Annotated in this window: 24 protein-coding genes; 10 read left to right on the plus strand and 14 right to left on the minus strand. The window is 29.6% G+C overall.

The annotated features are described in order from the left end of the window. The first annotated feature begins 52 nt into the window (after positions 1 to 52). The 6 genes from KFW21_03305 to rseP all read left to right on the plus strand — a co-directional run bounded on the left by KFW21_03305 (position 53) and on the right by rseP (position 7,580). Positions 53 to 1,714 carry a DUF2723 domain-containing protein gene (locus tag KFW21_03305; GenBank protein ID MDK2818460.1) on the plus strand — a complete coding sequence of 554 codons (1,662 nt, stop codon included), beginning with the start codon at positions 53 to 55 and terminating at the stop codon, positions 1,712 to 1,714. Continuing rightward, positions 1,714 to 2,040 (plus strand): hypothetical protein, encoded by a 327-nt coding sequence (locus KFW21_03310; GenBank protein MDK2818461.1) that lies wholly within the window; start codon positions 1,714 to 1,716, stop codon positions 2,038 to 2,040. Before KFW21_03305 ends, KFW21_03310 begins: the two co-directional genes overlap by 1 nt. 24 nt (positions 2,041 to 2,064) lie before the next feature. Beyond that, positions 2,065 to 4,122 carry a methionine--tRNA ligase gene (metG, locus tag KFW21_03315; GenBank protein ID MDK2818462.1) on the plus strand — a complete coding sequence of 686 codons (2,058 nt, stop codon included), beginning with the start codon at positions 2,065 to 2,067 and terminating at the stop codon, positions 4,120 to 4,122. A gap of 50 nt (positions 4,123 to 4,172) precedes the next feature. Further along, the gene (locus KFW21_03320) at positions 4,173 to 5,372 is read left to right on the plus strand and encodes an acetate kinase (protein ID MDK2818463.1); all 1,200 of its coding nucleotides are present in this window, start codon (positions 4,173 to 4,175) and stop codon (positions 5,370 to 5,372) included. Between the two features lie 77 nt (positions 5,373 to 5,449). Beyond that, positions 5,450 to 6,178, plus strand: coding sequence for a 23S rRNA (guanosine(2251)-2'-O)-methyltransferase RlmB (gene rlmB / locus KFW21_03325; GenBank protein ID MDK2818464.1), 729 nt, complete (start codon positions 5,450 to 5,452; stop codon positions 6,176 to 6,178). A 16-nt stretch (positions 6,179 to 6,194) separates the two neighbouring features. After that, a complete protein-coding gene (gene rseP / locus KFW21_03330; GenBank protein ID MDK2818465.1) occupies positions 6,195 to 7,580 on the plus strand; it encodes an RIP metalloprotease RseP in 1,386 nt (461 codons plus the stop codon). Positions 7,581 to 7,694: 114 nt separating this feature from the next. Here the strand turns inward: rseP and KFW21_03335 are convergent, their stop codons facing one another. The 4 genes from KFW21_03335 to KFW21_03350 form a co-directional block, all read right to left on the minus strand. After that, complete coding sequence (locus KFW21_03335) at positions 7,695 to 9,245, minus strand: NAD(P)/FAD-dependent oxidoreductase (protein ID MDK2818466.1); 1,551 nt, start codon at positions 9,243 to 9,245, stop codon at positions 7,695 to 7,697. A gap of 44 nt (positions 9,246 to 9,289) precedes the next feature. Then, a complete protein-coding gene (locus KFW21_03340) occupies positions 9,290 to 9,835 on the minus strand; it encodes a hypothetical protein (GenBank protein MDK2818467.1) in 546 nt (181 codons plus the stop codon). Positions 9,836 to 9,885: 50 nt separating this feature from the next. Then, positions 9,886 to 10,845 (minus strand): DUF4340 domain-containing protein, encoded by a 960-nt coding sequence (locus KFW21_03345; protein ID MDK2818468.1) that lies wholly within the window; start codon positions 10,843 to 10,845, stop codon positions 9,886 to 9,888. A gap of 355 nt (positions 10,846 to 11,200) precedes the next feature. Continuing rightward, a complete protein-coding gene (locus tag KFW21_03350; protein MDK2818469.1) occupies positions 11,201 to 11,662 on the minus strand; it encodes a hypothetical protein in 462 nt (153 codons plus the stop codon). Positions 11,663 to 11,772: 110 nt separating this feature from the next. On the opposite strand from KFW21_03350, the gene KFW21_03355 reads away from it, so the two are divergent. After that, positions 11,773 to 12,048 carry an HPr family phosphocarrier protein gene (locus KFW21_03355; GenBank protein ID MDK2818470.1) on the plus strand — a complete coding sequence of 92 codons (276 nt, stop codon included), beginning with the start codon at positions 11,773 to 11,775 and terminating at the stop codon, positions 12,046 to 12,048. A 70-nt stretch (positions 12,049 to 12,118) separates the two neighbouring features. Here the strand turns inward: KFW21_03355 and KFW21_03360 are convergent, their stop codons facing one another. The 3 genes from KFW21_03360 to KFW21_03370 all read right to left on the minus strand — a co-directional run bounded on the left by KFW21_03360 (position 12,119) and on the right by KFW21_03370 (position 14,012). Beyond that, a complete protein-coding gene (locus KFW21_03360) occupies positions 12,119 to 12,412 on the minus strand; it encodes an HPF/RaiA family ribosome-associated protein (GenBank protein ID MDK2818471.1) in 294 nt (97 codons plus the stop codon). Positions 12,413 to 12,562: 150 nt separating this feature from the next. Then, complete coding sequence (whiG, locus tag KFW21_03365) at positions 12,563 to 13,363, minus strand: RNA polymerase sigma factor WhiG (protein MDK2818472.1); 801 nt, start codon at positions 13,361 to 13,363, stop codon at positions 12,563 to 12,565. Positions 13,364 to 13,448: 85 nt separating this feature from the next. After that, positions 13,449 to 14,012 carry a hypothetical protein gene (locus tag KFW21_03370; GenBank protein ID MDK2818473.1) on the minus strand — a complete coding sequence of 188 codons (564 nt, stop codon included), beginning with the start codon at positions 14,010 to 14,012 and terminating at the stop codon, positions 13,449 to 13,451. A gap of 102 nt (positions 14,013 to 14,114) precedes the next feature. Between KFW21_03370 and KFW21_03375 the strand changes: the two genes are divergently transcribed. Then, the gene (locus KFW21_03375) at positions 14,115 to 15,038 is read left to right on the plus strand and encodes an iron ABC transporter permease (GenBank protein MDK2818474.1); all 924 of its coding nucleotides are present in this window, start codon (positions 14,115 to 14,117) and stop codon (positions 15,036 to 15,038) included. Here KFW21_03375 and KFW21_03380 read toward each other — a convergent pair. The 3 genes from KFW21_03380 to KFW21_03390 form a co-directional block, all read right to left on the minus strand. After that, on the minus strand, positions 15,027 to 16,376 hold the full coding sequence (locus tag KFW21_03380) for a TldD/PmbA family protein (protein MDK2818475.1): 1,350 nt from the start codon (positions 16,374 to 16,376) through the stop codon (positions 15,027 to 15,029). The two genes, KFW21_03375 and KFW21_03380, sit on opposite strands and share 12 nt — an antisense overlap. 9 nt (positions 16,377 to 16,385) lie before the next feature. Then, positions 16,386 to 17,711 (minus strand): tRNA (N6-isopentenyl adenosine(37)-C2)-methylthiotransferase MiaB, encoded by a 1,326-nt coding sequence (gene miaB, locus KFW21_03385; protein MDK2818476.1) that lies wholly within the window; start codon positions 17,709 to 17,711, stop codon positions 16,386 to 16,388. A gap of 61 nt (positions 17,712 to 17,772) precedes the next feature. Continuing rightward, positions 17,773 to 18,909: a tetratricopeptide repeat protein gene (locus KFW21_03390; GenBank protein ID MDK2818477.1), complete on the minus strand. Its 1,137-nt coding sequence runs from the start codon at positions 18,907 to 18,909 to the stop codon at positions 17,773 to 17,775. A 152-nt stretch (positions 18,910 to 19,061) separates the two neighbouring features. Between KFW21_03390 and KFW21_03395 the strand changes: the two genes are divergently transcribed. Then, positions 19,062 to 20,000, plus strand: coding sequence for a hypothetical protein (locus KFW21_03395; GenBank protein MDK2818478.1), 939 nt, complete (start codon positions 19,062 to 19,064; stop codon positions 19,998 to 20,000). After that, positions 19,981 to 21,036 carry a VWA domain-containing protein gene (locus KFW21_03400; protein ID MDK2818479.1) on the plus strand — a complete coding sequence of 352 codons (1,056 nt, stop codon included), beginning with the start codon at positions 19,981 to 19,983 and terminating at the stop codon, positions 21,034 to 21,036. Before KFW21_03395 ends, KFW21_03400 begins: the two co-directional genes overlap by 20 nt. Before the next feature lie 258 nt (positions 21,037 to 21,294). Here the strand turns inward: KFW21_03400 and KFW21_03405 are convergent, their stop codons facing one another. Genes KFW21_03405 through KFW21_03420 form a run of 4 tightly spaced genes read right to left on the minus strand, consistent with a single transcriptional unit; the run spans position 21,295 to position 23,610 of the window. Further along, complete coding sequence (locus KFW21_03405) at positions 21,295 to 21,606, minus strand: ankyrin repeat domain-containing protein (GenBank protein MDK2818480.1); 312 nt, start codon at positions 21,604 to 21,606, stop codon at positions 21,295 to 21,297. Between the two features lie 38 nt (positions 21,607 to 21,644). Continuing rightward, on the minus strand, positions 21,645 to 22,331 hold the full coding sequence (locus KFW21_03410; GenBank protein MDK2818481.1) for a DUF554 domain-containing protein: 687 nt from the start codon (positions 22,329 to 22,331) through the stop codon (positions 21,645 to 21,647). Positions 22,332 to 22,334: 3 nt separating this feature from the next. Further along, positions 22,335 to 22,685, minus strand: coding sequence for a hypothetical protein (locus KFW21_03415; protein MDK2818482.1), 351 nt, complete (start codon positions 22,683 to 22,685; stop codon positions 22,335 to 22,337). Continuing rightward, entirely contained in the window at positions 22,675 to 23,610 is a 936-nt protein-coding gene (locus KFW21_03420; protein MDK2818483.1) for a YmdB family metallophosphoesterase, read from the minus strand. The genes KFW21_03415 and KFW21_03420 overlap by 11 nt, the downstream gene beginning before the upstream one ends. Positions 23,611 to 23,653 lie beyond the last annotated feature (43 nt).

Raw genomic sequence — 23,653 nt, forward strand, 5'->3', positions numbered from 1 at the left:
TTATTTAAACTATATTATAAAGAGGTTCATCGTGTTACAATCCCAAAATCATATGATATTTGATAAATTATATCCTCACTCTTATCGACCTTATCTATTACAAAAAATAGATCTTGTTTTTGCAAGCTTTGTTTTTTTGATTTCTTTAGCAGTGTATTTTAAAACGCTAAATCCTTCTGTGACAGCTGGTGATTCAGGTGAATTGATTACCACAGTTTATAATATGGGTGCTAGTCATCCGCCAGGATTTCCTCTGTATGGAATTATAGGTAAATTATTTACTTTTCTTCGTTTTTCAGATATTGGTTATAAAATGAATATTTTTTCAGGTGTTTCGGCAGCTGTTGCTGTCTTATTTACTTATTTATCATTAGTTAAATTGTTAGGTTTTAACAAAGATGCAAAACATTTTGAATTTAGTGTTCATATACCTGCTTTAGCAGCTTCTTTATTATTTGCTTTTTCAAAAGCACATTGGTCACAAGCTATTATGGCTGAAGTTTATGCACTTAATGCTGCCTTATCTTCTATTATGTTTTTTATTATGATTATATGGTATGAAGAAGTAATGAGTCATAGAGGAGAAGTAGATGATTTGTGGTTAGCTCCGAGAATCACTTTTCTGTTAGCTTTTGTAATGGGTTTATCAATTACCAATCATCAAATTCCTGTATGGTATATTATTTCTTGGGCATTAACGCTTATTCCTATAATGATTATTTTAATATCTTTCAAAGGTAAAGATTTCATTCTTCAATTTGAAGAAAGAAAACTACCTCTTATTTTACTTGGAATAGTATGTATAATGGCTTTATTTTTATTAGTTATATCAGCAATTAAACCTTATATGTTATTTCCAGATTTATTATCTGGTGACTATAGATTAATCTTTAAAGAACATGTTCCCTATATTTTAGTAGCAATTTTATGCGTTCCAATATGGCTGACTTTTTATTCTATTCAAAATTATCTTTACAAATTAGAAAGATATTCTTCTATAAATAAAAATATATTAGAAATATTTCATTCTATTTTCTTTATTGTGGTTTTAGGGGTGATTGCCTATACTTTTGTTTTTTTAGGTGGAATAAATGGAATTATTGTATGTTTACCTCTGATAATAATAGCTATATATCAACTTTCTCAAAGACAAGATTTACATAAAAGACATAGGAATAATTGGGTAGATAATTTTTTATTTATTTTAACAATTGCTATGTGGTTATTGATTTTCGCTGTTTCTATTTATCTTTATATGTGGATTAGAGCTAAAGCTATTGCTCTATTAGTAGAACCTAAACCTCTCTCATGGGGAGATACCCAAACATTAGATATTTTATTCAATCATATGCTTAGAAAACAATATCCTGTAGGTTCTGATGATTATAACAATTTAATAGGTCAAATAGGTGCTTTGTGGCAATATCATATAAATCAATTTGGATTAACAAATGTGATTTTAGGAATTGGTGGATTGATTTATTTTGTGAAAAGAGAGCCTGTACAAGCTGGATACTTTATACTATCGTCAATGATTTATCTGTGGACCATTGTTGAATTTATTAATTTTGAAGTAGATCCTCGTTCTATGGAAACACAAGAAGTGTTTTTTATTCAACAATTTTTAGTTTTTGCTATATTTGTTGGTTTTGCTTATCAATTTATATTAGAAATACCTAATAGAATACAAGAGTATTCAAAGCGGAAGAAATAATGAATTTTGGAGCATTTTTAATATCCACATTTATACTAATACTTATTGGAATTATTGGAAGTTATATATATATTAAATTAGATAACAAAGAATTTTTCGGTGGTATACCTATGGGAATGACCGTAGGTGTTATTGGGGGAGTTTTGGGTGGATTTATCTTTGATCTTCTATTTAAGATACCTTTGTTAAAAAATTTACAAGAGATTTCAGGAATCAAATATTTATTAGTAAATCGATTTGATATTAATTTTATTGCTTCTTTTTTAGGTGTTTGGTTATTTTTATGGATTTATAAATATGTTTCAGAACACACAGAAAAATCATAAAATTATTAATTAAGGATAAATTAAATGGCACGATATTTAGTTACTTCTGCTTTACCATATGCGAATGGCCCTCTACATTTAGGACATTTGGCTGGAGCTTATTTACCTGCAGATATTTTTGTTCGTTCTCGTCGTATGAATGGTGATGATGTTGTATATATTTGTGGAACAGATGAACATGGTGTTCCTATTACAATTAGAGCAGAGCTAGAAAATGTTACTCCTAGAGATATTGTTACTCGTTTTCACCATGAAATTAAAGATTCTTTTGATAAATTTCATATAAAATTTGATAATTTTTCGGGTACAGCTCGTACTAATCACGCAAAATTATCTCAAGAATTTTTTCTTAATTTATTAAATCATGATCATATTATGATTAAAGAAGAAGATCAATTTTATGATGAACAATCAGAGCGTTTTTTACCAGATCGTTATGTTGAGGGAACTTGTCCAAAATGTAATGATGAAAAAGCTCGTGGTGATCAGTGTGATAAATGCGGTGTATTATTAACCCCTTTTGAACTTAAAAATCCTACTAGTGCATTATCTGGATCCAAACCTGTTGTAAAAACTGCAAAACATTGGTATTTAAAATTACAAGATTTTGAAAAAGATTTAGTTATATGGCTTGAAAGTAAAAAAGATTGGAAAGATAATGTTACCAAATTTATTCTTGGATGGATTCGTACTGAAGGATTACATGAAAGAGCTATTACCCGTAATATTAATTGGGGTATTTCTGTACCTCTTGATGATCCCGAAGCTCTTGGGAAAGTTCTATATGTTTGGTTTGATGCGCCTATAGGTTATATTTCTTCTACGATAGAATGGGCTGAACGGATAGGACAGCCTGAGTTATGGAAAAAATATTGGAAAAATAATGATACAAAATTGATCCATTTTATTGGAAAAGATAATATTCCTTTTCATGCAGTGATTTGGCCATCTTTATTAATGGGGCAAAAATCAGATTGGATTATGCCTTATGATATTCCTGCTAATGAGTATCTAACTTTAGAAGGTAATAAAATATCCACCTCACAAAATTGGGCAGTATGGGCTAGTGAAGCTGCTAATGATTTTCCAGCTGATACTTTAAGATATGCCCTAGCTGCAAATGCCCCCGAGTCTAAAGATGCTGATTTCACATGGGTATTTTTTCAATCGCGTAATAATGATGAATTAGCTAATATTTATGGAAATTTAGTAAATAGAACAATGACTTTCTTACACAAAGAGGGAGGACTTGTCCCTGAAGCTAATTATAATGATAGAGATCTGGAACATTTTACTTATTTAGAAAATAAACTCAACGAATTATTTACAGCTTTTGAAACTTATAAAGTCCGAGAATCTTGTAAATTAATGATGGATCTTGCTCGAGAAGGTAATAGATATTTTGACGAAATGAAGCCTTGGGTGTTACGAAAAACTGATCCTGATCGATTGAATACGGTATTAAATGTATGTTTGAATACACTGCGTATTTTGTCATTTGGTTCTTATTGTATTATTCCTCATAGCTCTGAAAAATTGTGGAAAATGCTAGGACAAAAAACTGATCTTTCTATGGAAAGAATACAGACTATTATGAAAAATTCACTTTCTATAGGACAACAATTAAATGAAAGTGAAATTTTATTTAAAAAAATAGAAGATAGTGAAATTAAAGCTCAAATTGATAAATTAAACAAACAATCAGGACAAGTAGGGTACAAAAAATTGGAAGAAAATACTATAAAAGAATCAAAACCAGAAATCACTATTGAAGATTTCTTGAAATTAGATCTTCGTGTAGCAGAAATTGTTGCTGCTGAAAACTTAGAAAAATCTCGTAAATTATTAAAATTACAAGTGAAAATAGGAAACGAGAATCGCCAAATTTTGGCTGGAATTAAAGAATTTTATTCCCCCGAAGAATTAGTTGGGCGTAAAATCGTTATTGTTTATAATTTAAAACCTGCAAAATTAGCAGGAGAGTTATCAGAGGGAATGTTATTGGCTGCCTCCAATGGAGATAAATCACTATTATATTTAGTTGATCCTGGAGACATTTCATCTGGTTCAACTGTTGGATAATAAATTATAAATATATATAATATTGAATATAAGCCAAAGGAGCTTTTTATATGAAAGTTTTAGTTTTAAATGCAGGAAGTTCTTCTCTCAAATATCAATTTTTGAATACAGATGATCAATCCGTAATAGCAAAAGGTGTTATTGAAAAAATAGGAATTGGATCTTCTATCATTGGCTATACTAATGGAACTCATGATAAAGTTTCTTTTGAAAAATCACTGAAAAATCATGATGAAGCATTGCAAGTTGTTTTTGACTCTCTTATAAAAGGTAATCAAGCAATTTTATCTAGTTTGGATGAAATCCATGCTGTCGGGCATCGTGTTGTTCATGGTGGTGATATTTATCAAAATTCAGTAGTAGTAGATGAGACAGTATTACAAAATTTAGAAAAATTATGTGAACTTGCACCATTACATAATCCAGCAAATATCATGGGAATAAAAGCTTGTCAAAAAATTGTGCCACAAACACCTCAAGTAGTTGTATTTGATACATCTTTTCATCAAACAATGGAACCAACAGCTTTTATGTATCCGATTCCATTTAAATATTATGAACAATACAAAATTCGTCGTTATGGATTTCACGGAACATCTTATGCTTATGTTACTCCAAAAGCGTGTGAATTATTAAAGAAAGATGTCAAAGATACTAATTTAATTGTTTGTCATATAGGTAATGGAGCTAGTGTTGCTGCAATTCGTGGTGGAAAATGTATTGATACTTCTATGGGTTTTACGCCTTTAGATGGTCTTATGATGGGAACACGTTGTGGTAGTATTGATCCAGCTATTATACCATTTTTAATGGAAAAAGAAAATCTTACTCCTAGTGCTATGGCTGATATTCTTAATAAAGAAAGTGGACTTAAAGGGATTTCTGAAGTGTCTAGTGATATGAGAGATGTCGAAAATGCAGCAACTGTAGGTAATAAAAACGCTCAATTAGCAATAGAAATGTTAGCACATACTATTCGTAAAACAATAGGCTCTTACATAGTTGAACTTGGTGGTAAAGTTGATGCTATCGTATTTACTGCCGGAATGGGTGAATTCGATACCAATTTAAGAGCTTTAGTAACAAAAGATTTAACAGCTTTAGGTATTGAAATTGATAGTAACAAAAATAAAGCGTGTCGTTCAAAATTAGAAGATATTGCTACTACTGATGCAAAAATAAGAATATTAGTTGTTCCTACAAATGAAGAATTAATGATAGCTCGTGAAACAGAACAATTAATAAAGTAAATGATATATATTAAGAAAATAAAAAGATATTTTAAAAGATAATCTGAGTATTTTCATATATTTAAAGGGCATAAAATATGGTAGTGTATGGAAGGAATTCTATTGAAGAGGCGTTATTAGAATCTCTTCAATTAAGTCAAGTTTGGATAGATATGGAAAAGGGTGATAAATACCCTGGACTTAAACGAATGCTAAGGGAAAAAAATATTCCTGTGAAATTTGTTGTGGACAGAGAATTAGATAAAATTTCTGGAACACAAAAACATCAAGGTATTGCAGCAGAAATGATTCTTCCAGATAATATTATTACAGAAGATAAAGAATATAATGCTGATTATAGTGTTATTAATAAAGTGTTATTACTAGATGGTATTACTGATACTGGTAATTTAGGTGCAATCTTGAGATCTGCTTTATTATTAGGAGCTGATCTTGTTTTGTTACCCAAAGATAATGCTGCTCGTATCACACCTCAAACTATCAAAGCATCTGCAGGAGCGATTTATAAAACGCCTTTAGCTTATGTAGATAATCTTAAAACAGAAATTGATAATATGAAAGCAGAAGGTTTTGAAATTTTAGCATTAACTGGTGAATCTAAAGATTCTGTATATACTTTTCAACCACAAGGTCAAAAAATAGCAATTATTATAGGTTCAGAAAGAGAAGGTATTCGAAAAGGAATAAAATCTTTATGTACTCATAAAGTAGTATTACCTTCTACAAAAAAACTAGATTCTTTTAATGTGTCTGTAGCTGCGGCATTAGCAATGAATTCTTTGTGGCAAGATTCTTTAAAAATATAACAATAAGGAAGAAACAATGTTTGGTACAGATTTTTTAATGAATATTTTTGGTATTGTAGTTGCAGTATTAGTATTAAGTATTCTTGTTGCTGTTCATGAAGCAGGACATCTTTTGATGGCTAAATGGTCAGGAATAAGAGTTGATGTGTTTTCTATAGGGATGGGAAAACCAATTTGGGGCTTTCAATATGGAGAAACATATTATCAAATTGGTAGATTACCTTTTGGTGGATTTTGTGCTTTTGGTGATGAAGAAAATGGAAATAAAGATGATCCAGATCCTAGAGCTTTAATGAATAGTCCTTTATGGGCTCGTTTACTAACTGTTATTGGTGGAAGTCTTTTTAATATTATTTTTGCTTATTTAGTAATACTTGCTATGTTTAGTATTGGCTTCAAAGAATATCATCTTTCTAATCAAGTTGCTGTTTCTCAAACAATAACTTTACCTGCTGATAACATTGAAATTGATTCTCCTGCCTATAAGGCTGGATTAAGAAATGGTGATACTATTATTGCTATTGATGGAAAAAAAATAGAACATTTTATACAGATTCCTTTAACACTTTCTCTCTCAAATTCTGCTACCAAAAATATTTTATATGTTAGAAATAATCGTACTAATAATATTAATGTAGTTACTGTAGCTGATAAATCTACAGGATTAGATTTATTAGGTGTTCAACCCATATCTCCAGCTATTGTTAGTGATGTACTATCAAATTCTCCAGCAGAACAAATAGGAATTAAAGCTCAGGATCAAATTTTGGCTATTAATGGGAGTTCTATAAAGTTCTTTTATCAATTAGTAGATATAGTTCGTTTAGGACAGCCTTTATCGATGACGGTACTTCAAAATAATAAAACAAATAATATAACGGTTAGCCCAACTAAAATTGATGGAGTATGGAATTTGGGTATCCGTTCTGTGTATCCTAACAAAATCGAAGTCCTTCAAAAATCTAGTAATATTTTCACAGCTTTTGAAATGGCATCTGACAATATATCAAGTACTTTATCTCAAATAGGCTCATCTTTAGTAAAATTATTTTCTGGTAAAGTGAATGTAAAAGAAAATCTTTCTGGGCCTGTTCGTATTGTTTCTATTACTGGTGATATTGCAAAAACTTTTGATTTTGCATTATTAATGAAATTTATGGTAATGTTAAGTCTTGCTCTAGCAACATTCAATATGCTTCCTTTTCCAGGATTGGATGGTGGGGCTCTTATTCTTCAAACTGCTCGTAGTATTTTTAAAAAGAATAATAGAGCAGAAAAAATTATTTCTGGTATTGAACAATTTGGTATTATTTTACTTCTTACAATAGCAGTATTTGTATTATTTAATGATGTGAAAACTCTTGTAACTAAAAAATCTTCTGTGGAACAAATAGAAGATTAATACTCATAGAATTTTGACTTAGTTAATTGAAATAATAATCAAAAGAAATAAATATAAAATAAAACACCCTTACAAAAAGTGAGGGTGTTTTTTAATGATGTTAATAAATATAACTTAGTGAATATGATTACCAGCTAGGTACCCTGAACAAATAGCTCCAGTGAATCCTCCACCAGGCCATCCCCAAGCACCAGTGTAATGTAAATTTTGAATAGATTGAGAATGTCTAGGAGCTCGTCTTTGTTGAAACCCTCGAAGACCTTTTCTATTCCAAAAAAATCCTGTTTGTAAATATCCATAAACACTTCCATGAGGGGTTTTAATATAACGTTGTATAGTTTTGGGCGTTGAGACTTCATAATATTCAATATGTTTTCTAAAATCAGGATAATATTGTTCTATACGCTCAAATAATTTTTGAGCTAGTTCTTCTTTTTTAGCTTTGTACTCTTCTTTTGATAAATTATCCCACTCTGCTAAAAATGATGAACCACAAAATACAGCACAAGTTCTAGGATCTCCTTCAGGTACTAATCCAGAATCAATACTACCATAGTTAGTAAAAGAAAATTTGCGTGATCCAATACATGGATTGTGTAAAGCTTCTTCTATTTCAATTAATTCTGAAGTGTAGGCTTTATCATTATCAAAAAATGAAGTATAAGACATGTCAGGATAGATATCAGTAAGATTTTTATTGGTAATCATATAAACTGAAAATATTGATCTTGAATTAGTTTTCAATCCTTTTACAGATTGATCTTCTAATTCTGCAGGAATCATTTTATTAATACTATTAGGAGACGCATTTGAAACAATATGAGTTCCATATACTGTAACATTTTCTTTAGTTTTACGATCGGTGTAAGTAACGCCAACAGCTTTGTTTCCTTCTAATTCTATTTTATGAACATCCTTTAGATAACGAATCTCGCCATTATTTTCTAAGACAACATCTAATAGTAAATTTGATAAAGTTTGCCCACCACCTTTAATATATTTAGAGGAGTTATAATAAGCATACTGTCCTGCACAATGATAAAACCATGAAAGATTATAAGGGTCATCAGCGTAGTACCCATTATTAGCTAATAGTACAGCTTTGATTTCATTTGATTTAAAATAAAAATCTAATTTATCACCTGTATTTTCTTGTACTAATAAATTTTTTATCATAGATCTTAATTCTTTGAAAGGAAAACATAAAAATTCCCAAAAATTCATATCAGAGGCTGTTTTATGTGCTAATAAAGCAGTAAACTGCATATCTTTAAAATAAGCATCTATTCCTTTTTCTTCTTTTGGAAAATTATTTTTTAGGAACTCTTTTACATTTTCACGGCCATGAGGTATAGTATAAGAATGAGTTGGTGTTTTATAACTCCAACATTCGTTAATAGATACGAAAGGGATTTTTTCATAGATTCCTAATTTTTTGAAAATACGAATTTTTAGATTTTCATTATCGCTACCCCAATCTAATTCATGTAAGCCAACATCTATAGTAACACCTAAACGGGGATAACAAGTAGCGCAACCTCCAGGAATATTGTGTTGTTCTAAAATAAGAACTTTTTTACCTTTTTTAGCTAAAATACCAGCGGTAGTAAGTCCGCCTAAACCTGCACCAATAATGATAGCATCGTATTGTGTTGTGTTTTTCATTTTAATGTTCCTGATCTTTTTTTTAATTTATTTAAAACAATATACTATAATGAATAAGGAAAAAATTGATAAATATAATAATAAGCGTGAGGAGTTTGTGATTTTGAAATAGTAAGTATCCACTGTTCATCTTGACGAGTAATCATTATATTTTCTTTTCTATGACCAATTTGAAAAGCTAGCAGGGCATCAGATATTTTTAATCCTAACACTTTTTCTGACAATAATTCTCGTCCAATATTATTCATATATAATATCGTTTTAAATTGATTGAGTATAATAATAGGATTTTCATAATAAGTAAAAATTTCTTGTAGAGAAAGTCTTGTAGTGAAATCCAAAGGAAAAAATTCAGAAACAAATTCATCATATAATAAAGCTCCTAAAATATCCCCTTTACAATTAATATATGGGATTTTCATTTTGATAGAAGGAGGGTCGTTAAAAATAATGTCTTCTAAATTTTCTAATGGAATTTTTATAATATGATTTAAAATAGAATTATTAGTATCAGATAATTTTCTTTCTAAATCTTTTTTTAACAAAACTCCTTGAAATATTTGATCTTCAAAAACTAAGCATGCATTCATATATGGATATTCTAAGAATATCTGATAAATTTTATGTAATTTTTTCATTATTATTTGTGAGTAATCAAATCTTTTGTAGATACACCAAAAATATTTTGTATCATTAAAAGATCAATATAAGCAATCATATTATTTTTAGAGATATAAATAGGATAGGTATTGTTAGTAGTTTTACTACCTATATAAAGATCAGAATATTCTCCATTATTAAATAATAATGATATCATAAGAGAGGAGTTTTTGTCAATACCTAAGTTTTTTAAAATAGTATTATCAACATCAAAACTAAAAGAATCTGTATTAAAAGTAAGATCTTTTAGACTTAATAAAAATTTCTTAGTTCCCCAGTCTACATTAGGATTTTCTTCTGGAAATTTTTGTATCCAAAAAGTATTTTCATTTGTTAATTCTATAGTTTCTTGATGCATATTTTTGAATTTAATCGCTAAAATATCATCAGTTGATTGAGTAAGAAATTTGTTATTAATAATAGAAGAAATTCCTTGAATAAATGGTTCTATAACATGAGAATCAATAAGATAGACAGTATTAGAATTATTTATGTCTTTAATATAAAATTGATTCCCTATAGTAGTTTTTTGACCTACAAAAAATCCATAAATAGCATTGTCAAAAAATCCTGTAATTTTCAATTGAGGAGAATTAAGTCCATAAGTATTTAATTCTGTATCATTGATATTTGTTAACATTTGAGATGGAGTAAGTGTAAGTAGGCCATTGACTAATAAAGCTGCTTTTTCTGGTAAAATGGAAATATTAATAGGTTCTGTAAGAATCCAAGAGCCTTGATTTTTAGTAATAGTGTAATAAACATTGGTGTTATTTTTGTATATTGTGGTAGTAAGTGATAAAAATTTATCTTTTCTGATATTAGACCAAGATAATTTGATAATATTTTCTTTTGAATGAACTTGTTTTCGATTAATAAAAGTAAAAATTCCCCAACCTATAAATAATATAATACCAGATATTAACAATTGTTTTTTCATTGTTTCTCCATATATGTTTATTTATTATTGTAATATGTAATGATTAATTCGTCAATTTTATGACTTTTATATAATGTAGCTTGCTTATTTTTTAAAATATGTGTAGTATAATAATAATATTTATAATTTGATTAATAATAATAGAGTAAGAGTGAATTTTAAAATAGATGATTGTTTGGAAGGGTTTGAAATTAAAATTACGTAAGGCGTTTGTGTGGGTCCTTAAAAATAACAATAAGTTTCTCACCATAACTCACGTTTCTTAAATAATTAAGAATCATCTTCATTATAGATATTGTCCCTTCATAATAAGGTGTAGACCCCACATATTTTGCCTTACGTAATATTATTTGAATTACATATTTGGAAAATTCCAAAAAAATTGGATAGGAAGTGTTAGTATTGATATAATATGATCATATTTTTGCAGTACTGGAATATTTTTATAAAATATTAAATTTATAAAAAATAATATAAAAGAGATAAATAACCAACATTGTAAAATACCTACACATGCTCCATATATACGGGATTTTTTAGATACTTTTCTATAACGATCAGATGTGACTTTTGTAATAATAGGTGCTAAAACAAGATAAAAAAGAATCATTCCAATACCTGTAATATAATAACTAATATTAATAGAATCTGGTAATAAAATTCTTCCTATTCTAATTGCTGTGCCTGATAAGATAATAGGTACTAATAAACTTAGTAAATTTTTAATGGATTTTTCAAATCCTAAATAATAAGAATTTTTAATAAATAATAATAATAATATTATAATAATACCAGTAATCAATATAAAACTGTTCATGTTGCTACTCTCCTTTCTAAAATATTATAATCTATCTTTAATATCGGAATAAAATCTAATTATATAATAAAAATAAAAAATATTTAATGAAATAATTGAAGGAGGATAGTATGCTTAAAAAATTCATAAATATTAATAATAAATATGGTATTCATGCGCGTCCATCATCACATATTTCTGAAATTGTAAATCAATATAAGAGTAAAGTTATTTTAAAATATAATGATAACGAAGCAGATGCTTCTAGTGTTATGAGTTTAATTTTACTTTGTGTAGAACCAAAAACAAAAATTGAATTAATCGTAGATGGAGTAGATGAACAAGAGGTTTTTATAAAACTTGTTAACTATTTAGAAGATGAATTAATCGTAGCAGATTCTCAGTAGAATATTTTTAAAATAAAAAATGAAAAGTTTTATACTTTTCATTTTTTATTTTAAATAGTTGCTTTAAGAATTATTTATGAGTAAAATTTTTATCATATTTTTTTTTAATTTCAGTAAGTATTTTTGTTAAAGTATGTTCTACAGCGATTTCTAAATTTTCATTTGTAGCAGATGCAAAAAATTCTCTAAAATCACTAGTAATAGTACATTCTACTTGTGTATAAATAAACTCTTTCGTAACTACTATTGTAACATTATGTAGACGAGATTCAAATTTTTGTAATTTACTATGTGTTTTTTCAGTAATAAATATTCTATGTTGATGTGTTAATTCAAAGCGGTGACCAGTAATAATTAAATTCATTATTTCCTCCTAGTTTTCAATAAGAAAACTCTATCTTTGTTTAATTTACTTCGTTTTTATTAAGAAGTCAACAGGAATAATATGAGTATATAATAAAAAAAGGCAGTTGTATTTACAACGACCTTTTGAAGATAAAAATAAGAGATAATTTTAATTAAAATTCTTTTTGATTTGATCTAATCGACCTCTAAGTCTCATGATTGCTTTTGTGTGTAATTGAGAAACACGAGACTCTGTAACAGCTAAAATGCTACCTATTTCTTTTAGTGTTAATTCTTCGTAATAATAAAGAATTAGCACTTGTTTTTCTCTATCAGGTAAATCTGAAATAGCTTGAGATATCATTTTTTTTAATTCAGTTCGCTCTGCAGCATTATTTGGACTGAGTATTTTTTTATTTTCTAAAGTTTCTTCAAATGACATTGGTGAGTTATCATTTCCGTCATTCATAAACCAATTATCATCCATAGAAATCAAAGAATTTGTTCCAACTCTTAATAAAAGTTGATGGAAAGTTTCAATAGTCAATCCCATTGCTTCAGCAATTTCACTATCTGTAGTTGCTCTGCCAAGTTTGACTTCTAAAGATGATATAGTACGCTCAATTTCTTTTGCTTTTTGTCTTACTGATCGTGGTAACCAATCTAAATTACGAAGTTCATCAAAAATAGCTCCACGAATTCTTGTAACTGCATAAGTTTTAAATTTGATATCTCGGCTAAGATCAAATTTATCTATAGCATCGATTAATCCTAGTACACCAAAGCTAACTAGATCTTGAAAATCAACAGAAGACGGAACATTAGCTATAACACGACCAGCGACATATTTAACGAGAGGAGCATATTTTTCGATAAAATAATTGCGAATACTACGATCTTTTTCATCGGTGTATTGAGCCCAAAGTTGTTCTTCTGAAAACCCTTCTAAATGTTCGTAACCTTTCAAGATAGCCTCTAAAAATTTTCTACTTATATATTATATAAGTTTTTTATATTATATACTATATTATTATTTTTCGCAAATTTCAACAATATTAATCGTTTGGTGAATCATGTAATACTTTCTTAATAGCTTTAGCTCCATCTTCTGGACTTGCTTTCAATGTTTTACCATTTACTGTTAGATTAAAATTGCCATTTGCGTCTAATTTACCATTAGTAGATACGGTAGGTGGTGTGCTTTCATGGATATCTATGTTGTCTTCTAAGTCTATTAATGAATTGGATGAATTTTCATCATCTGTTGCTACATTATTTGTTATATAAGGAGAAGAAAAAGAAGAGTCACTATCTTCTGGGGAATTATATAGATCATTGAGTGTTAACGCATCGTCATCATCATACTCATTAAATACATCTACTTTCCCTGGTGGTAAAGGAATTCTAAATAAGTCAGATAATTCTGATTCAGAGAATAAAATCGTAAGTAATTTAATACAAAATCCCCAGATCCCACAAAAACTAACTCCACCAATAAAAGCAATCCAAAAAGTATTTAGAATAGGAAATTTTTGAATAATCATAATTAAAAAAGTGAAAAAATATCCACTTGTAAATATATATAGTGTAAATTGTTGTGAAAAAATCTTTAAAAGCATAATTTCCTCGTTTAATATATTATGATGAACATACCGATATATTTATTATCTATTTTGTTATCATTTTTTCGTTTAGATAAATAATTATTTTTTAGGATCATAATGAAAAAAAAAATAATAATAATTAGCTTGTGGTTTGTTTTTTCTGTTTGTTATATTTTTTTAGATCTATATCGTATTGATTTTATTTCATTGCGTCTTAATATATGGATACAAATGACTATTACAGCTTTTGTGTTGGCATCAACAGGGGCTATCCTTCAAAGTATACTTCAAAATCCTATTGCAGATCCTTGGTTGTTAGGAGTGTCAGGAGCATCAAATCTTGGCACAGTAATAGTGTCTTTATTACAACTTACTCCGATATTATTTTGGAGAACTACAGGATCGTTGATAGGATCTATAATAGCAATATCTTTTTTATTTGTTGTTGCTAAAAGATCTTTTAATTTCAATGTTAGTCGTTTTATTCTTATAGGAATAGGTGTAAATTCTTTTTGTACTTCGTTAATTATGTTTTTACAAAGTTTTATAGCGCCCAATGATTTTTTTACGACTTTAGTAAGAACTTCAGGATATTTTGTACAACGATCATTTGTAGAATTAACAATTTTATTTGCTGTCTTACTACTCTTAACAGGATATCTTTATTTAAGAAACAAAGAATTAAATATTCTTAGTGTGGGAGATGAATTAGCTGCATCTGTAGGTGTTCCTATTCAACAAATAAAATTAGAAGTAATAATAGTGTGTACAATTGCGTTGGCAATAGTAGTAAGTATTTCTGGTAGTATAGGTTTTATAGGACTTGCTACACCACATATTGTTAGATTAATATTTGGAGAAAAAGAAGTATTATCTATGGAGATTTTATTTTCTGTTTCTGGTATTCTCATAATAAGTGCTGCATTTTTAGTGCGTTTGTTACCAGATGGTACTTTTGTGCCTATAGGTTCTGCAATGTCTCTTTTGGGAGCTCCAATGTTTATTTATATTTTAACAAGAAATACCCGTTTATCCAATTAACACATTATCTATTAATAAATGTGGACTACCTGTTGATACAGGCAATCCATTTTGTCCTGCTTTGCCACAACCACCTAATCCACCATGATGCTGAAGATCATTACCAATACCGATGATATTATTCATGGTTTCAAATAATGTTCCAGACAAAACAACATCTCTCACAAGACCAATGATCTTACCTTTTTCTACTTTATAAGCATAAGCAGAAGAAAAAGTGAAAGTTTCGAGATTAGTCATTCCACCTATCATATCACAGGCATAAATACCATCCCATAATTCTTCTAATAAGGCTTCAAAAGATTTTGATCCATTCTCTATATAAGTATTGGTCATTCTTGGGATAGGTGCATAAAAAGGATTCAAAGAGCGTCCATTACCTGTCGGAGGCATATGCATATCATAAGCTGTGAGTCGAGATTGTAAATAACAGGCAATTTCACCATTTTTGATAAGTTCTCGTTTCATAGCTGGAACACCTTCATCATCGTAAGGACACCAACCACACAATGTTGAATCTCGCCCATCATCCGTAATAGAAAGATCTTCAGCACCTATTTTACTACCGAGGGCAATTTTTTTTAATAAATCTGGATTTTCTGCAAGAAAGTCAGCTTCACTCATATGTCCAAAAGCTTCATGAGCAAATACTCCTGCTAAATTTGGATTGAGAAGTACTTTGTAAGATCCTGAATCTACTTTGGGTGCTTTGATGAGATCTTTTACTCGCTTTTTGATAATATCTATTTTTTCTTCATAACCATCTAAGTTTTCCATACCACCATAAGTACCATCAGAAAAATAAGCTTGTTGTAGTGTGTTGTTATCTTTAATGGCAACTGCTACAGACATCCCTGTAAAATGTTTTTGTTGTTGAATCTCTGATCCGTTAGAAGATAGGTAAAGCATGTTTCTTGTTGAATTTTTAAACTCTACATTGGTAGAATTTAAGGAAGGATCTTCTAATAAAGAATGGATTTTTTTAACAAATTCAAATTTTTCTTCCAAAGATAATAGTTGAGGATTCTTGATTACTGTATTAGAAATAGAATCTTTGATTGTTAAGGTATCTGCTAATTTACGATTTACATCACCGACTACAAGAGCACTTTCTAAAGATTTGTGACACGCTTGTTCAAAGTTGTTATCGTTAAAAGAGCAAAATCCAATCCCCCCTTTGTGCAAACTACGGACAGAACCAGCAGAACCTTGTGAATTGAGACAGCGTTCTACTTCGCCTTTGGAAATACGAATAGAAGATCCTGTACTTTCTGAATGTGTTAATTCTGTAAAATCAGCTTGTGATTTGGATAGAGCATTTTTTAATATATTTATCATAAATAACCTTTAAATTAGTTTTGCTTTCATAACTGCATTTAATGAATCGTACAATTCTACAGGGACAATATTTCCACGAAGATCTATAGAAGAATCCAAAATACAAACAGTGTTATTGAGGGTTCGGCCTAAATATTGTTTTTGCCCTGTTTCTTTAAATACTTTATCACTATATTTGGATTCTCTATCAAATAGAGCTGTAGTTTGAGAGCCAATTTGACCAGCAAGCAATTCAGACATAATACCTCTATGTGTTTTTACTAAGATATCCAATCGTCTTAATTTGTCTTCTTCAGGAATTTGTTCAGTAAATTTTTCAGCTGGAGTATTAGGTCTTGTATTGTAACGATACATAAATGCTTCGTTATAGCGAACTTTTTTAAGAGTCTCAACCGTATCTTCAAATTCTTTTTCAGTTTCTGATGGAAATCCAACTATAATATCTGTAGAAAGAATAATATTAGGACGAATCTTTCTAATATTTTCAACTTTTTCTAAATATTGTTCTATGGTATAATTTCGTTTCATTTCTTTAAGAATACGAGAATTTCCTGATTGAAAAGGTAAATGTAAGAAAGGCATAATGTTAGAATAAGTATTCATTAGCTCAATGGTTTCATAGAGAAATTCTTTTGGGTGTGAAGTTAAAAAAGTAATACGCTCCGCACCAGATTGACGAGCAATAGTTTCTAAAATATCTGGTAGTCTTTTGTTTTCATATTTGTAGGTATCTATGGTTTGCCCAAGAAGACAAATTTCTTTTACGCCTTCATCAACGAGTTGCTTGGCATTATCGATAACATCTTGAAAATCTCTATTTTTTTCTAATCCACGCACTTTTGGTACGATACAATAACTACAATGTTTGTTACAACCATGAGAAATAGGTAGATATGCTTTGAAGAAATATTCTTTGGAAGCTGTTGCTGGCATAAAAGAATAGGCAGCACCAAACCCTAAAGATTCTTGTTTAACTTCAAAATCTTCAATATAATCTAAAAATAGATCTTTATTATAAGTACCCCATAAAATAGAAACAATATCAGAAAACTGTTTTTTTACTTCTAATCCTATGTTTTCACTCATACAACCCATCAAGATAATTTTGAGATCTCTATCAAGTCTTTCTTTGTTTAACATTCTATAATAGCCTAATCGTCCTATTACATGACTTTCTGCTGTAAGACGCACAGAACATGTGTTAATAATAATAACATCTGCATCTTCAGGGCGTTCTGTTATACTATGCCCTCTTTGTATAGATTTTGGAATCAGAGAATCTGCTTCAGCATGATTCATCTGGCATCCATAAGTTTCAAAAAAAAGTTTTGCCATAGAGTGTATCCTTTGTTTTAAAGTATTCAATTTTATTAGTGATGCTTAGTACTATATTATTTTAATAAGGAATAATTTTTTGCCCTTTAATAATAACACGATTATCTTTACTTATACCCAAAATTGGTCCAATAACAGTAATTTTATCACCATTATTTAGCTCTTGAAATCCTTCTGTTTCTATAGCTGCAAGTCCTTCTACTTGTCCATTACCGAGAAAATTAACTAAAAGGTCAAAGCTTGTTGTTGAGCGTCCTTGATGATGGATATTAGCTATAGTACCTTGCCAACGAAGCATCACCCCTTGATAAATAGCCGGAGCTACTGCGATTTCAGCATATGTTGGCACATAGTCAATATTATCTGTACTAGGGTCAATAATAAAACTTTCTAATATTGATATTCTCTCTTTCACTGCTAGACTAGCATTAGATGCTAATAATTCGTTAACTAGTATTTTTGCTTTGTTGTGATGTTGTTCAGAAATAGCTGTTTTTAATTGTTCAAATTTTCTAATGATTACTTTTTCATCGAGAATAATTCTAAAATTTTCTCTAGCGTTTATAATATCTTTAATCCCTTTGATACTTACTTCTGTTGCAGGAGATATCTCTCCTCTATTTCTAATATTTAATGATGTTGACCAGTTACGAAGTTGAGGATACACAAGATATAAAAAAGAAAAAAGAATTACTAAGAAAATTAAAACTTTAAATCGTTTGACAAATTGTATCAAGGGAGCAAATATTTTGTTTGATATTAATGTTGTACGGGGGAGTGTTAGTTGAATCAACGAAATTAAAGGCATATTTTTTGCATGAGTTGGATCTTTTAATTGTTTGATAGCATTTAGCGTTTTATTCAGTAAAGGATGTGTTTGCAATTCTTGAGCGTCTAAAATTACTTCAATAGCCTGTTGAACATTACCATTACTCAAATGAATCAAGGCTAATAAATTAGTGATTTCAGGATCAGTAGCAGCATAGGAAGAAGCTTCTTCAAGATAAGACAAAGCTTCTCGTGTTTTATTATCGATAAACAAACAACATGCTAAAGCTTTGAGAGCAAGAGTATCGTCATTTTTGATTTCAATTATCTTAGCCCAAATAGAGCTAGCATCTTTGTAGTTACCTTTTTGAAAAAAAATGATAGCCTGAACGTGATCTTTTTTTGCTAGACCACTGCTGATAATTTTCATGATTTCCTCATTATACAATAATGTTTATTACAAGTATAACAGATTTTATATATAAATTCAAACAATTATACGATACTTTCTGTTTGACAAGATATTAAATTTAAGTTATTATGTATATAAGATTAGTTTAGATATAAATTGGAGAATAATGTATGAGAGTACCTTTTTTAGTTTTGCTTGTTCTTGTAGTAACAAGCATTGTTTACCCTCAACAAAGTAATGCTAATATTGTATTAGTTGCCCCTACAAATATGAATATCTCTTATAAGGTTAATTTGTCCAATATTCAGATAGGAAAACCCTTTCTTGTAGTTTATAAAATGCCAGAAACTATTATGCAAATTATAGAAATAGATTCTAATATTCAAGCTCAAGGGGACACTGATATTGCCATAACGAATCTTAGTACCAAGCAGTTAGATTTGTCGGTGACAAGTTATGGAGTACAGCCATATCCTATGCCTTCTGTTTTAATTACGGCTTTGGATCAACAAAGTAACACCAATCAATTTTATACCCCAAGTTTTATAATACCTGTTTCGAATAATATTATTTCTAATACCAACTTGATACTAGAAGATATAGAGCCTATTTATTTTGTTTGGGATCATCTTTGGACTATTATGATTATTTTATTTTTATTGTTTATGTTAGGCGTTATTTTTATTCCTATGATGATAACTCCTAGAGAAAAAAAAGCACCTGTGATCGTGATAGACCCCTTTGAACAGGTTTCAACAAAACTTAAAAATTTAAAACAGAGAAGTTTAGAATTAACAGAAGAGACATACAAAGATTTTTTTGTAGAGCTATCAGAGACTATTAGAGAATTCATGTCTGAAACGATAATCACTTTAGCTTTGGAGTTACCAACAAGTGAATTGATAGTAATGATGAAAAAAATGAAATTTGAAGAAGAGTTACAAGAAATTATCACCACTATCTTAAAAAATACAGATAGAGCAAAATATGCAAAACAAATTTTCGCTCAAGAGCGTGTTGCTGAAGTACTCGCAGATAGTATTAAAATGGTTAAATTTGTAAAACGCAAAAAAGATCTGGAGAAAAATAATGAACTTCGAAAATCCTAGATATTTATGGTTATTATTGTTGATTCCTGTGTATGTATTATGTAAATATACTAAGTTAGGCAAAGGTATTTGGAATAATCCAAGTTTTCCTTTTTCTTGGCTACGATTATTAGAATCTCAAAAAAAAGATTATTTAGCTTACGGTATTACTTTAGCCAAAGATATTCTATTATTATTGTTATTAGTAGTTATGGTTGTTGCTTTGGCAAGACCGAGAGGTGGTTCTGCTGTTGTTACTAATAACAATCTTGGGGTGGATATTATATTGATATTAGATCTTTCTGGAAGTATGACTTTTGTCGATGAGCCGCCTGCAAATGCTCGTCGTGGGAGTTTTTTTGGGACAGAGACATTAGTGGATTCTAATGGTGATATGTTTTATCAAACTCGTTTAGAAGTTGCAAAAAGAGTTATTAAAAATTATATAGACAAGCAAAATTTTAATAGAATAGGTTTGGTAACTTTTGTGAGTTTTGCTCTTACCAAGGCTCCATTAAGTTTAGATAAAGAACTTTTAAAAAGCTTAGTTGATGAGATTGATTATTTAGATGATGGTGCGACAGCGATAGGTTCTGGTATTTTAACAGGATTAAATCGTATCAAAAACTCTAAAGCCAAAAGTAAAGTAATGATCCTTTTAACAGATGGTATTAATAATGCAGGTATTGTTGAGCCTATTTCAGCAGCTAATGTAGCTAGGGAATTAGGGGTAAAAATATATACTATTGGTTTGGGTAATACAGAAGGTTCGTGGCAACAGATACAACAAGGTACTTTTGCATACAAACCTGGTGGTGAATTTGATCCTGTTACTTTACAAGAAATTGCTGACATAACAGGTGGTAAGTATTTTGAAGCATCTAGTGAAACAGCTCTCCAAGATGTATATAGTGAAATTGACAATTTAGAAAAAAGTGAAATAGAGATCAAAAGAAGAGTTTTGTATGAAGAACAATTTAAATCATGGCTTGTAGGAGCAATGATATTATGGGTATTATGGCTTCTCTTGAATGCTATGGTGATTAGAATACCTTAACACTATTTTTATTAAATATATAAAGTAAAAACACCCTTCAAATTTGAAGGGTGTTTTTTGATTGTTGTGAAAATTCTTGGAAAAAAAGAATATATTTTTAGGTAAATTAAGAGAATTTGTAGAATCTTTTTTAATTGGATCGCCAAAAAAACAATTTGTGAAAATTGCATTGCTAGAGCTATTTTATGTCCTTCTTCGATTAATTGAGAGCCTATTCCTTATGATTGTAATATTTATCATCTTGTAAAGAACTCGCTCTTAATAGTCTTGGTCATACGATGTTTTTGCTCCATTAGATACAAGTATTTTGGCAATTTCTGTATTACCTTTGGCTGCTGCAACCATTAAAGGAGAAATATCAGTTTCTGTTTTTTGATTAGGATCAGCACCTTGAGCTAATAAAAATTCTACAATGTCCTTGTTTCCTTCTTGGGTGGCTACCATTAAGGCAGTTGCTCCCATTTCAAAGCGTTGATTAGGGTCTACACCTTCTTGAATTAAGCTTTGAACTAATTTGAAATCATTTTGGATACAAGCATTTAGCAAATTTCTTTCTTCACAATTTAACATAATCACAAACCTCTTTTTTAGATTGATTGATAAGTATCTTAAGAACCAAAGAAAATCATATATAATAAACTAATAAAAATAGAAGGGAGAGAATTTAGCGTGCGTATTTTGGTAATTCCCAAAATATTCATTCCTGTAATTAGAACAAGGATACCACCAATAATATTCAATTCTGTAAAGGTAGCTGTAGTCATAAAAGGTTCTATATATTGAGCTAACATATAGATAGTTCCTTGCCAAATAAACAAAAAAACAGCAGATAGTGCTATTCCAAATCCATAGCTAGCACCAAAAATAATGCAAGTGATTCCATCTAAAAGAGCATTGGTATAAAGAAGAGAATAGTCTTGAGTCAATGCCGCATTGATAGGGCCTAAGATAGAAAAGGTTCCTAAACAAAATAATAATACGGCTGTGGTTAGTCCTTGAATAATATTATGAGAGTCGTTTTCTTTTTGATATTTGTATTGAAGTTTTTCTATTTGTTGATCAATTTGTAAAATTTCTCCAAACAAAGTCCCCACAATTAAGCTTATAATAAATAATAAAGGTTTGGTACTATTGGGGATATTTGTAGTAATCCATGTTATTCCAAGTGAAAGTGCTACGATTCCCATACATTGTATAGCAACTTGTCCATAGTGTTGATTTAATTTTTTTCCAAGAAGGCTTCCAATGAAACTTCCTAGGAGTATAGACAATACATTAATGAGAGTTCCTTGCATAAATTATCCTTGAAGATTTGATATATAATTTTGTAATTTTAATACAATAGAAAGAAAGGTATCTTTGGGCAAAGATAGAGTCAATGCTTGGTATTCGTTTATTTTTCTGAGAGCATTTTCTATGTTATTGAGTAATTTTTTTTCTTCTGCAGTACAAGTAATATTGAGAATATCCATTATTTCAACACTACTATGATAAGAAAGATTATTATTATTAAAGCGGTGAAGATCTCGAATAGTTTTGGCTAACAATTCAGGTAATAAAAAAGCATGTGTTGTGAAATCTTCTGAGAGTTTTAACAAAGTTTCAATTCTATGGAGAGATGTTTCGTGCAAATGAATTTTATTTGTCATCTTGTTCCTCGCTGGTATAATTAGAAGTTTTGTTAGGGTCTTCTATAAGATCTTCAATGGCCTCAAAGCGTTCTTTAAAACGAGTGATAAATACTGTTTTACCTGTTACAGGATCAATATCAGCTATTAATCCTGTAGTGATACGAGGGCCTTTGTTCTCAACTTGATTACGAAATGGTTCTCCATAGATTGTTTTTTTTAATGCGGCATTAATTTCGAAGCCTATGATAGAGTTTTCAGCACCTGTCATTCCCAAATCTGTGAGATACCCCGTTCCCTTAGGTAGTATGACTTCATCGGCAGTCTGTACATGAGTATGTGTTCCCCAAACGATACTAACTTTTCCGTCCAGGAATCGTCCCATAATAAGCTTTTCAGCAGTGGCTTCTGCATGAAGATCAATAGCTATCATTTTGATATTATGTTTTTGTTTGAGTTCTTTTATTTTGTCATAAATAAGATGATAAGGACAATCACTAGGATTCATAAACAAACGCCCTAAAGCATTAATAATGGCAAAAGTACCAAATTTGGTTTCTATAGTAGCCACCCCAGATCCAGGAGCTTCTTTAGGCATATTGATAGGTCTAGCTACAAAAGGAAAAGAATTAATTTTGTGTCTTAAGACATGTTTGTCCCAAGTGTGATTTCCTAAAGTCATCAAGTCAAGTCCATAAGAATGAAGTTCTTTAATGTGTTTTGGCGTAATCCCAAAACCATGAGATGCATTTTCACCATTAGCAATAATAAGATCGGCGTCCCATTTTTCTTTGGCGATAACAAAAGCCTCTTTCACAGTTTCTCTACCTGCTACTCCTGTTATATCTCCAAAAACAGCAATTCTTAGATGCTGTGATTTTTTTGTTGGTAAGAGCATGTGTAATCCTTGTAATATTAAAAATAAGCTTGAATAAATGTTTATCATATTGTACAATAAATATTATACAATATTTTTATAAATTTGTATA

This window comes from Spirochaetota bacterium, from assembly GCA_030154445.1.
Classification (GTDB): Bacteria; Spirochaetota; Brevinematia; order Brevinematales; family Brevinemataceae; genus Brevinema_A.